General features: G+C 35.7%; 12 protein-coding genes. 5 read left to right on the top strand and 7 right to left on the bottom strand.

What is annotated here, in order from left to right; translation table 11 throughout:
* The coding region (locus QMD61_07845) for a hypothetical protein (GenBank protein MDI6724543.1) at positions 1-677 on the bottom strand (677 nt) is incomplete at its 3' end.
* Positions 678-690: 13 nt separating this feature from the next.
* On the bottom strand, positions 691-1,449 hold the full coding sequence (gene arsM / locus QMD61_07840) for an arsenite methyltransferase (protein MDI6724542.1): 759 nt from the start codon (positions 1,447-1,449) through the stop codon (positions 691-693).
* Between the two features lie 148 nt (positions 1,450-1,597).
* On the opposite strand from arsM, the gene QMD61_07835 reads away from it, so the two are divergent.
* Positions 1,598-2,965: an FAD-dependent oxidoreductase gene (locus QMD61_07835; protein ID MDI6724541.1), complete on the top strand. Its 1,368-nt coding sequence runs from the start codon at positions 1,598-1,600 to the stop codon at positions 2,963-2,965.
* Positions 2,966-3,111: 146 nt separating this feature from the next.
* On the opposite strand, the gene QMD61_07830 is transcribed toward QMD61_07835, so the two are convergent.
* The 3 genes from QMD61_07830 to hcp form a co-directional block, all read right to left on the bottom strand.
* Positions 3,112-3,528, bottom strand: a complete 417-nt coding sequence (locus QMD61_07830; protein MDI6724540.1) for a ferritin family protein — start codon at positions 3,526-3,528, stop codon at positions 3,112-3,114.
* Between the two features lie 23 nt (positions 3,529-3,551).
* Complete coding sequence (locus QMD61_07825; protein MDI6724539.1) at positions 3,552-4,766, bottom strand: FprA family A-type flavoprotein; 1,215 nt, start codon at positions 4,764-4,766, stop codon at positions 3,552-3,554.
* A 249-nt stretch (positions 4,767-5,015) separates the two neighbouring features.
* Entirely contained in the window at positions 5,016-6,320 is a 1,305-nt protein-coding gene (hcp, locus tag QMD61_07820; GenBank protein ID MDI6724538.1) for a hydroxylamine reductase, read from the bottom strand.
* Positions 6,321-6,493: 173 nt separating this feature from the next.
* On the opposite strand from hcp, the gene QMD61_07815 reads away from it, so the two are divergent.
* The gene (locus QMD61_07815) at positions 6,494-7,261 is read left to right on the top strand and encodes an ArsR family transcriptional regulator (GenBank protein MDI6724537.1); all 768 of its coding nucleotides are present in this window, start codon (positions 6,494-6,496) and stop codon (positions 7,259-7,261) included.
* A 9-nt stretch (positions 7,262-7,270) separates the two neighbouring features.
* On the opposite strand, the gene cobI is transcribed toward QMD61_07815, so the two are convergent.
* On the bottom strand, positions 7,271-7,966 hold the full coding sequence (gene cobI, locus QMD61_07810) for a precorrin-2 C(20)-methyltransferase (GenBank protein ID MDI6724536.1): 696 nt from the start codon (positions 7,964-7,966) through the stop codon (positions 7,271-7,273).
* 133 nt (positions 7,967-8,099) lie between these two features.
* Here cobI and QMD61_07805 point away from each other — a divergent pair, with 133 nt between their 5' ends.
* Positions 8,100-9,887: an ATP-dependent DNA helicase gene (locus tag QMD61_07805; GenBank protein MDI6724535.1), complete on the top strand. Its 1,788-nt coding sequence runs from the start codon at positions 8,100-8,102 to the stop codon at positions 9,885-9,887.
* Here the strand turns inward: QMD61_07805 and QMD61_07800 are convergent.
* Positions 9,884-10,453 (bottom strand): YdeI/OmpD-associated family protein, encoded by a 570-nt coding sequence (locus QMD61_07800; protein MDI6724534.1) that lies wholly within the window; start codon positions 10,451-10,453, stop codon positions 9,884-9,886. The genes QMD61_07805 and QMD61_07800 overlap by 4 nt on opposite strands.
* Positions 10,454-10,547: 94 nt before the next feature.
* Between QMD61_07800 and QMD61_07795 the strand changes: the two genes are divergently transcribed.
* Positions 10,548-10,859, top strand: a complete 312-nt coding sequence (locus QMD61_07795) for a hypothetical protein (protein MDI6724533.1) — start codon at positions 10,548-10,550, stop codon at positions 10,857-10,859.
* 351 nt (positions 10,860-11,210) lie between these two features.
* On the top strand, positions 11,211-11,441 hold the full coding sequence (locus QMD61_07790; protein MDI6724532.1) for a hypothetical protein: 231 nt from the start codon (positions 11,211-11,213) through the stop codon (positions 11,439-11,441).
* Positions 11,442-11,485: the final 44 nt, after the last annotated feature.

Below are 11,485 nucleotides of genomic sequence, written 5' to 3'. Positions count from 1 at the left end.
CTGACAAATATTGCTGAAATTTTCTGTCCTGGACCAGATTCTGGTGTTATTAGAAGACCATTTTTCCCGATATAACCCATTCCTGCTTTTTGTGCGAGTGGAGTGAAGTTTACCAAACTTCCAAATGGATGAGCTACCTCTGTTGCATAACCCTTTTCTCTAAGATAATCAGAGAGTTTGTAAGTCAAATTACCTAACTGTTTATAGGCTGCATTATTCATTTCTAATGTTTCTTGACCAGGAGCAGCTTCAATGAGTTCTTTACCCATTTCCATGGTAAGTACGATGGTATTTGGATATTGAATAAATTTGTCCGCAATCAGTACATCGGGAGTGACCTGCGTGTATCCTATAGCTTTAATACCTATTGAATGAGCATATTTCTCAAATTCCTCGAGGAAATCATCATCAACTATGAATTTCGGCCTATCTGGATTAGCTATAGTCGATTGATCCACATCCACGTACTCTGAAGCTCCGCAACCACAACCACATCCAGTAGCTTCTTCTTCTACGTTATCTCTTGTATCATCAGATCCACAACAAGGTTCATTTTCTGGCTTAGCAAGTGCTTCTTCTTCACATCCACATTCATCTTCCTTAATGTTTGAATTATCTTTAACTGGTTCTTCTCTGTATTTTGTTTCTTCACAGCATCCTTTTTTATTATTTTCCATAAGATTTACCTCCTTATTTACTGGCTTTAACTTGAACACTGGTTATTTTACCTATTAATCGCTCGTCCATACCTGGTTCAGTAAAATAATGTTGTTCAACAATTTTTACATCATCAAATCCTGCTTTTTTAATTGTATCTAAATATTCCTGTTTTTCAAGTGCCCCTGCAACACATTCTGACCATGCCTGAAAGCTGCGCCTAATCTCTTCTGGAAGTTCTCCTTCAGTTACAATATCAGATACTAAAATTCGTCCCCCAGGCTTTAAAACTCTGAAGGCTTCTTTATATGCGGATAACTTATCAGGCGTTAAATTGATGACGCAGTTGCTTATTATGACATCAATTGAATTATCATCAATTGGTAAATTCTCTATTTCACCCAGTTTAAACTCTACATTTTCATATTTACCCTCTTTAGCATTCTTTGTGGCGGTTTCAACCATTTCATCAGTCATATCTACTCCAATAACTTTCCCAGTTTTTCCAACTTTATTTGCCGCCAGAAAAACATCTATCCCCCCACCTGATCCAAGATCCAATACTATTTCTCCTTCTTTAAGTTCTGCAAGCGCAGTAGGATTTCCGCAGCCCAATCCAAAAACTGCATCCTCTGGTATACTTCTTAGATCTTCCATTGTATAACCCGCTGATTTAGCCTGTTCAATCACTAGATTCGGGCCACAAGAGCATGAACAACATGATTCTTCATTTTTAGATGCTATTTTTGAGTATCTTCCCTTTACAAACTTTTTAATTTCTTTTTCGTTCATTATCTGCACCTTTAAAGTTTAAGTATAATTCTATACATCCAAATATATCGATATATTATTGAAGTTGGAAGTAATATATAAATGATTTGATGATTCATAATTTTAAAAAATAAAAACTATAGGTTTATCCAATGGAGAAAAATATAAAATGAGAGTTGTTATAATAGGAGGAGGTGCCGGTGGGCTTACCACAGCCTCTAATATAAGAAAATACGATAAAGACGCGGAAATTACAGTTATAACTCGAGATGAACATATTGCATACTCTCCCTGCGCAATACCCTATGTTTTGTGTGGTGAAGTGGATTGTTTTGAAGATATTATAATGCACGAGCCAGAAGATTATCTGGAAAAAGATATAAAAGTTATAACCCGTGCAGAAGTTCTGGAAGTATCAAGCATTGCTAACAAAATTAAATATAGCTTGATAGACAAAATAGATGAACCAGAAGAAGAGTTATCCTATGATTATCTGGTGATAGCAACTGGAGGAGCTCCATTTATTCCCCCAGTGGAAGGATCCGATCTTGAAGGTGTCTTTAAGATCAGAACCATTAAAGATGGCTTAAAAATCAAAGAATACGCTGAAAAAAGCAAAAAAGCAGTAATCATAGGTGCCGGGTTAATTGGACTGGAAATTGCTTATGGACTTCTGAATATGGGTCTGGATGTCACCATAATAGAAATGATTCCTCAAGTTGTCCCCAGATCTCTTGATCCTGATATGGCCGCCCTGGTCCAAAAATACATTGAAAAAAAAGGAATAAACGTTATTCTTGGGAAATCTATGGATAAAATTGTCGGCGAAACCCATGTAAACGGAGTTGTCCTGGAAGATAAAACTATAGGCGCCGATATGGTTATAATGGCCACAGGAGTAAGGCCAGAAACAAAGCTGGCAAAAATGGCCGGATGTAACCTTGGTAGGTGGGCTATACAGGTCAATGAAAAAATGCAAACCTCAATACCAAACATCTATGCTGTTGGAGACTGTGTAGAAGTGTATGACGCCATAACCGGGCATAATACTCAATCTCCGCTGGGAACTGCAGCTGTAAGGCAGGGTAAAATTGCTGCAAAAAATATTGCAGGTATTAAAGCAGAATTTAAGCCCGTTTTAAACTCCATGGTATCCAAAGTGGGGGATCTTGAATTTGGAGCAGTGGGTCTAACAAATGCAGTGGCATTAAACAATGGAATAGACGTAATAGCCGGGAAGAGCAGGGCCCTTACCAAAGCCAGATATTATCCGGGGGCAAAAAGAATTGACGTAAAAATGATATGCAATCTTAAAGGAGTAATTATCGGCTGTCAGATAATTGCAGAAGAAAGGGTGGCTGAAAGAATAGATACCATGTCACTGGTCATTGCAAAAGGAATGACATGCTCAGAACTGGCAAATATGGAGTTTTCTTATGCTCCACCAGTTTCCATGGTGATAGATCCTATTATTCTGGCTGCAGAAGATGCCTGCGATAAGTTGAGCAATTTAAATAAAAATAATAAAGGAGGATAAAAATATCCTCCTAGAGGGCATAGGTTTTTTTTTGAAAGGAAAAAAACGGCTTTTCCTTAAAAATATCATATTTTCAATAATTCAAAGCCAAATGTTTTAAAAAATAAAATTAAGATGTATATTGGAGGCGGTAGGTTTTATACATCTTAAAAGTATCTTTCTAAAATTCCTTTTAACATCCTGGCGTGTCTTGCTTCATCCCTTGAACTTTCATCAAAGAAATCATGGGCAGGGTCAATATCACATTCTTTTGCTTTTTTGGCTGCAGCTTTTTTCTCGTTATTAGCCATTGTTTCGCCTTCAAGCATCATTTCAAGGTTTTCTTTTAAGGTTGGCTTTATGACCTCATTCATTTCTGCAAATTGGGATGCATGTTCTGCTTCTTCCCAGGCAATTGTTTTTAAGACTTCTGCAACCTCTGGCAATCCTTCTCTTTGTGCAAGTCTGGCCATTGCCAGATACATTCCTACTTCCTGGCATTCGCCATTGAAGTTAGCCTGAACCAGTTCTTCCAGGTCTGTTCCTTTACAAACTCCTATTTCATGTTCATTTATTAAATCCATATTATTTCCTCCATTAATTTGATTTATTTTACCTTCTGGGCTAATTTTCTACCCATTTCATAACACTGATTTAATTCATCTGCGTCTGGTAGGAAAACAATTTCATAATCGTCTATAACTTCAAATCCACATTTATTAAGTTCTTCAGCGAGTTTTTTAGGTGATCCTCCCCTTCCACCCATTGAGCCAAAAGTTACTGCCGGACGCTTGAATCCAGTTCTATCAAATCTTAGTCCGCGCAGATAAAATATTAAATCACCCACACTTGGATATGGCTCATCATTTATGGTTGGAACGCCGAGTGCTATTGCCTTACTGTCTAAAATGTCCTTAACGATTTCGCTACGCTCGTCCTCATGTAAATAGTATATTTTAACATTCATTCCTTCACTCATTATGCCTTCTGCAAGTGCATGGGCAAGTTTTTGAGTTGAACCGTGCATAGTATCATATATCACTGTTACTTTATCCTCACAATGTCCTGTTGCCCAATTGGAATATGCACTTATTATTCTCATGGGATCTGTCCATATTTGCCCGTGTGAAGGAGCTATCATCTTAATTTTATCCAGTAATCCAAGGTTTTCCACTTCCTGGAACTTTTTAAGCACTAATTTAGATAAAGGAGTTATTAGATTGGCATAAAACTTCTTCGCACCCTCCATTAATGCAACTTCTGAAATATCTGTATCATATCGTCCTGTAAAGCACAAGTGCTGACCAAATGCATCATTTGGGAATAGAATACCATCCTCTATCAGCAATGTGAACATGCTGTCTGGCCAGTGTAAAAGAAATGCTTCAAGGAAGGCCAGTGTTTTTCCTCCAAGGTTAAGGGTATCTCCAGTCTTAACTGTTTTAAATTCAACACCTTCAAGGGCAGGGTAATGCCTTTTAAGCCCTTTAACTGCTATTTCAGTGCAGTAAATTGGTGCATCAGGGAACTTTTTATGTATTTCTGATAATGCTCCGCTGTGGTCTTTTTCCACATGGTTCTGGATAATAAAATCAATTTTAAAGTCCCTATTCTCTTTTTTAAATGCATCTTCAATTCTTCCCCACATCTGAGATGATGTTCCAGGATAGGTGTTATCAATTAAAGCTGTTTTTTCTCCAAAAACTAAATAAGCATTGTATGTTGTCCCATTTAAAGTGTAGCCGTGATATTTCCTTATATCATGGTCTAAAACCCCTACCCAGTAAACACCGTCTGCAATTTTTGCTGCTTCTGCTTTCATAATATCCTCCAATTTCTTTATTGTTCGTGTACCTACGAATGTACTATAGTATACGAACTAATTGTATATAAAGATTTCCGTCAATCATTTCAAGTGTAAAAAATTAATAAAACTCTAAGAATACCTATTAGAATTAAAAAATATCAATATAAGATGTAATTTAGATTAAAATAAATTATTAAACAAAATCATGAAAAATAATCCGGTTAAATCTGTAAAAAAATAAATTAGAAAAAAAGAAATTAAATTTTAGCCCAAAATATTTTTAATATCTTCTTCTGGATCTCCGATCACTTTTATATCGTAATTTTCAATCAGAACATTTAAAATATCTTCATTTACCCATGCAGGCAGAATAGGGCCAAGATAAATTCCTTTTATTCCAAGCGAAAGGAGACTCCAGAGAATTGCGGCGGCTTTCTGCTCCATCCAGCTTAAAACAAACGTTAGGGGAAGATCGTTAATTTCAAGACCAAAAAGTTCTGATAACGCTGAAACAATGTCTACCCCCACTATGGCATCGTTACATTGCCCTAAATCTATTAAACGAGGAATTCCTTCAATGTCACCGAGCACAAGATCGTTGAACCTGTATTTACCACATGCAAGGGTCAATACAACAGTATCTTCAGGTAAATTCTTAACAAATTCCGTGTAATAGCTTGTTTTAGGTAATGGTGAGTCACATCCGCCAACCACAAAGAATCTTCTTATTTTTCCAGTTTCAACAAGTTCTTTTATTTTTGGTGCAAGTGATAGAACTGTTGATGCGCCAAATCCTGTTGTAAATACTTTTTCTCCCGGTTCCTCCTCAAGTTCAGGTAATGATTTTGCCTTCTCAATTACTGGTGTAAAGTCATAATTGTCGATATGCTGCACTCCAGGTAGCTGCGCAACTCCTGAAGTAAATATCCTATCTTTGTAAGCATCTGTTGGTATTAAAACACAATTTGATGTTCCAAGAATAGCAACAGGATACTTTGAAAATGTTGTTCTTTGATCAAACCATGGTCCTCCAAGCTGACCTACAAGATGGTCAAATTTTTTAAATTCAGGATACCCGTGGGCTGGAAGAAGCTCTGAATGGGTATAAACATTTATTCCTGTTCCTTCAGTTTGTTTAAGTAATTCATATAATGCTTTTAGGCTGTGTCCTGTTGCAACAATTCCATGACCTTTTTTAGTTCCAGTTTCTACAGGTGTCGGTTCAGGTTCCCCGTAAGTTTCTATATGGGCTTTTTTAAGAAGCTCCATGGTTTTTATGTTCATTTCACCGGCTTCAAGAGCCAGTTTAACGAATTCCCCTGCATCCTGGTTTACATTGGTAAGTGTTGAATAAAATCCCTTCTCCAAAAATCCGTCTATTTCAGGATCAGTGAATCCAAGTTCTCTTGCATGGTAAAGGTAAGCAGATATACCTTTAATTGCAAATAGAAGGTTGTCCTGAAGTCTTGCAACTGTTGGTTGCTTTCCACATACTCCTCTTACTGTACAGCCAGTTCCTCTTGCTGTTTGAGAACACTGGTAGCAGAACATATCCAATTTTTCACTCATATTATCACCCACTTTTTTCTTAATTTATTTATATTCGTTCGTTTATTTCAAATTTTTGTTCGGGTATACTCGAATGTTTTGTTATATGCGAACAATAGTATTTATAAGTTACTATGATCATAATTAATCAATAGGATACGAACAAAAAAATACTTTTAAATGGAGCAAAAATCATGAATTCGGGCGAAAAAAGCTCAAAAAAAGATAAAAAAATAGAATTATTCGCCACATCAAAGGGTGTATACGCTATTGACAGCCCAGTAAGAGTTAAAATATTATCAATGCTCAGAAAGAATGAATTAAGCTTTGATCACATAGTGGCATTATCTGGCAAAGCCAAATCAACAGTATCCGTACATTTAAAGAAACTTGTTGACGAAGGAATAATAGACTCCAAACCTGACCCTGAAGACGCCCGCAAAAAGATATTTTTCATAAACTCAGAATATTTAGGGGAATTATCCCATGACAAACGTTTAGAAGAGGACATAGAAAGTTATGTTGCCAGCTACATCTCCAGCGACGGAGATCCATTTGAATTTTTCCGTCTAATGTTTAAAACTATAAGGGTAGCTTTAATGAGCCAGGGAATTAACATTGATCCAATACTTCATGAAGCAGGACTTAAAGTTGGCGATGCACTTTATGAAAGAGTTAAAAATAGTGATATAAACAAATTCCTCGAAAACATTGCTGAATTCTGGGAAACTCATCATTTAGGTCGTGTAGATGTAAAAAGCATTGATCCATTGATAATTAACGTTTATGATTGTTATGAGTGCCGCGGTTTACCCGTTCTTGGAGCTCCAGCATGTGCATTTGATGCAGGAATACTAAAATCATTATTTTCAGCACATTTTAAGGATGAACAAACTGTAAAAGAGACAAAATGTTATGCAATGGGGGATAACTACTGCTGTTTTGCCATTAACAAATTATAATCAGATATTCTACTTTTTAAATTTAACAATGGTGGTAGAAAGATATTTTTTATCCTCAATAAAACCGTCTTTAACAATTTCATCATCCATACTACAGTTTTGTACCGATATTATCTCCTTATCCCTTTTATCAGCATTTATAATTTCTTTAAGCCTGTCAGAATGCCTTGATGTTTTCATTATCACGAAAGTATCCCCATGTTCAAGAATCTGAGGCAGTCTTTCATCAACTTTAGGAACTATAACAATAATTTCGTCTTTTTCAGCAAGAGAAATCTTCGCTGCTGCAGAACATCCTGTAAACGACGTAATTCCAGGTATTATTTCTGTTTCATAGCCCAAATTATTTATCCGTTTGAAGACATATGAAAATGTACTGTAGACAGCAGGATCTCCAAGGGTTATGAAAGCTACATCCAATCCAGCATCCAATTTTTCGATTATCAGTTCAGCAGCCTCTTTCCAGTATTCCTGAAGTTCATTTTTATCCTCTATCATTGGAAAAAGCGGTTCTAAAATACTATAATCATCATCTCGCCTATCTATAACATTCTGTACGATTGATAACGCCAGGCTTGGCTTTGATTGAGCAGATTTTGGTGCACATATCACATCAATATTATTTAAAGCTTTAACCGCCTTAACTGTTAGAAGATCGGGATCTCCCGGACCCACACCAATTCCTGTAAACTTACCTTTTTTCATAAATTAAACCTCAAATATTTTAAATATTTTAATTTTAATACTTTATAATTGAGTAATTTAGTAATAACAACATAACGAATATAATTTTCTCCAAGTTTATCTATTTATAGCATTATCATAAATATAAATGATTATGGATAATGGCTTTTTTTGCAGTGAATGCAATATGATCAAACAGCGATGTATATGCTCATCAAACAACAGAAAAAATAATAACAGAGCTACAGGAATCTCAAAAGACCTGATTAAAAAGCTTAAAGATGAGAATCCACGTATGGACAGCTCTATAATTGAAAATTTCCCATTTAAAGAGCCGAGGGAAGGACAGCTCGAAATAATATCAAAAATTAAAAATGCAGTAGACGATGGGTTTAAATACATAGTACTCGAAGCAGGAACCGGTACTGGAAAATCAGCAATAGCAACAACCCTTGCAAGAATTTATGAGCCTGCATATATCCTTACAATGACAAAACAGCTTCAGTCACAGTACGCCAATGAATTCTGTTATAACCTGGTAAAGGGCCGGGGCAATTTCTCATGCAAATCTGCAAATTTAGAGGCGAGCTGTGATACAGGAGTATGTCAGACAACACCACAGTCACGAAAATTTTCCTGTGAATTTGGAATTACAAAAAAAGAAGCTGATCAAACTCATTTTGCATTCGAGGATAGTGGAGGGTTTCCCTACTACTTCAAATCCCTTGATAAATGTAATTACTGGGAACAGAAAGCTGACGCCATAAACAGCGATATAACCCTCATGAATTATGATTATGCGCTCCTTGAACTTAACTATGTGCGTCATTTTCCAAAAAGGACTTTCATGGTGCTTGATGAAGCCCATAATATTGAAAATAAGCTCATGAATCGAATGGAAGTCAATATACTTAATAAACGGCTTGAAAAAGACATTAAAAAAACCATACCCCCACAGATGCTGAGTTATGAAGATCCAGAAGAATGGATAATCTTCGTGGAGATTCTGTACAATGCCTACAAAGAAATTAATACCAAAAATCTGCCTAAAAACAAAGCAGATAGAATTTTAAGCACCAGATTCAGATTAGGGGAGCTTTTAAATAATTTAGAAGATAATCCAGAAAACTGGGTTGTGGATCCCACACCTGGAGGGGTATCCTTTAAGCCGTTAAAAGTTAATTCATATGCCAAGGACATGCTGTTTAAGCACGCTGATATCTGCCTTTTGATGAGCGCAACGATCCTTGATCATCGATTATTCTGTAAATGGCTTGGGATTGACTACAATGAAGTATATTCACTTAAAGTAAGGAGTAATTTCCCTGCTTCAAGGCGCCCTGTCTATATAAAACCTGTAGGGAATATGTCTAAGCGTTCAATTAAATATACTGCCCCTAAAACTCTTCCCATCTTAAAAAAGATAATTGATCACCATAAACGTGAAAAAGGATTGATCCACACACATAATTACAAATGTCAGAAATACATCATGGGCAATTTGAAAACTAATCGTTTAATGGGCCATACTCCACTTAACAGAGAATTTAAGTTGATGCAGTTTGAAAAAACTGATAAACCAATGGTGCTTGTAAGCCCATCAATGAGCGAAGGAGTGGATCTGCCCTACGAAAAATGCCAGTTTCAGGTAATTTACAAAATACCATTCCCTTACCTGGGCGACAAGCAGATAAACAAAAGAAAAGGAATGGATCCTAAATGGTATGCTTATAAAACTATTATGACTCTAATTCAGGCATATGGACGGGGCATGAGGGCAGAAGATGATTTCTGCGCAACCTATATCCTTGATGGGAATGTACAGATGCTCTTTAATAATCCGCTTTACAAAACGCTTCTTCCAAGGGAATTCAAAGAAGCTATTGCTGTAGAAGAAGACTGGCTAGTTGAAGACAATTTGGTTCCTAAAATTAAACTTTAGCCCCAAGGGCTTTTATTTTCTGCAGCAAGTGAAACCACTTTTTTAATTCTATTTTCTCTTGTAGTATCACGTTTAGCAGTTTTTATCCAGTAAAGGATCTGTTTTTTAACTGAATCAGTGAAAACTTCAAAATTTTTTTTAGCTGCTTTGTTAGAATCCAGCGCATCCTTTAAATCCAATGGAATTACCAGATTATCTATATCGTCCAGAAAATAATATGAACCATCCTTTTTAGCTACCTCTATCTTTTCAAGCCCTGCAGGTGTTATTATTCCTTCTTTAATGATTTTTTCCACTCTCTGTTTGTTTAATTTTGACCAGATGCTCCCTGGCTTTCTTGGAGTGAAAATCTGCATGTAACGCTCTTCATCAAGAGCATTGACCCTACTATCTATCCATCCAAAGCTTAAAGCCTCTTCAACAGCTTCATCATAAGAAATTCCTGTTTTTTTAGAATTTTTCTTATAATACACGAGCCATATCCCCGGAGAAGTTTGATGGTTCTCATGGAGCCACTGCCTCCATTCTTTGCGGTTTCGGGCCTCAAGGCGTTCAAATTGATCCATTTTATTTGCCATATAATAATATTTATAATCACTAATTAATAATATATCTTCAAAAGAACATATCAGTGCTGTGAAAGTATGGGTTATTTGATCTGTGAAAAATGCGGGGGATATTACGAACTCCAACCTTGGGGAACATCCTGAAGACTTTGATGAGTGCCAATGCGGAGGGAAACTCCAATATAAAGAAGAAATAGGGCCTAAAGCTCCTGATTACAAACGACTTTTAAAGGGACTACCTCTAATTATCTTATTTTTTATTATAGTACCCTATTTACTTATAAGATATCTTCCTTCTGATATACCACAATTATATATTATTGGGGGATTTGTTTTTATAGTTTTTATAATTGGCATAATAACCGGACAAGTTAAATTAGGGCCACCAAAAAATAGAAATTTATAATTTAAAGATTCAAAAATAGTTGGTGAATCATGGGTTATCTTATTCGCAAAAAAATGTGGCGGATATTACGAACTCCAGCCTGGAGAACATCCATAAGATTTCTCTGATACTTGTGAATGTGGTGGAGAACTCGAATATTCCAAAGATTCTAACTATATTTCTGATAGTCCTCGAAAAGTACCATATATTTCTGGAAGAGACGAATACTGGAAAAACTCACAGCTACATAAATATCAATTAATTTTGTTTATAATTGCAGCAGCGTTTCCAATATTGGGAGCAATATATCTCCAAATAGTTTTTCATAAAATTAATCCATTTTTAATTCTTATTGTTCTACTGGTAATTGGAATGTTATTTTATCAATATAAAAATAGCTCTAAAATTGAAAAAAGAAATATGTACATAAAATACGACAAAATTATGCAAGGAGAAGATTCATATGACGAAAATCTAGAATATGATAAATATACCCATCCTAAACCTCTTAAACTTAAATCATGGTTATTATATGGTGTTTTACCACTTCTATTAATAATCCTTTTGATATCAAAGTTCGTTTTGCCTTTAAGTAGCACGTAGGAGTAATATTAATAGTTTTAGCAACTCTTGTACTTCCAAAAATC

Source organism: Methanobacterium sp., from assembly GCA_030017655.1.
Lineage (GTDB): Archaea > Methanobacteriota > Methanobacteria > Methanobacteriales > Methanobacteriaceae > Methanobacterium_D.
The sequence above is the reverse complement of the archived record's forward strand: the minus strand, read 5'-3'. Positions and strand labels throughout refer to the sequence as shown.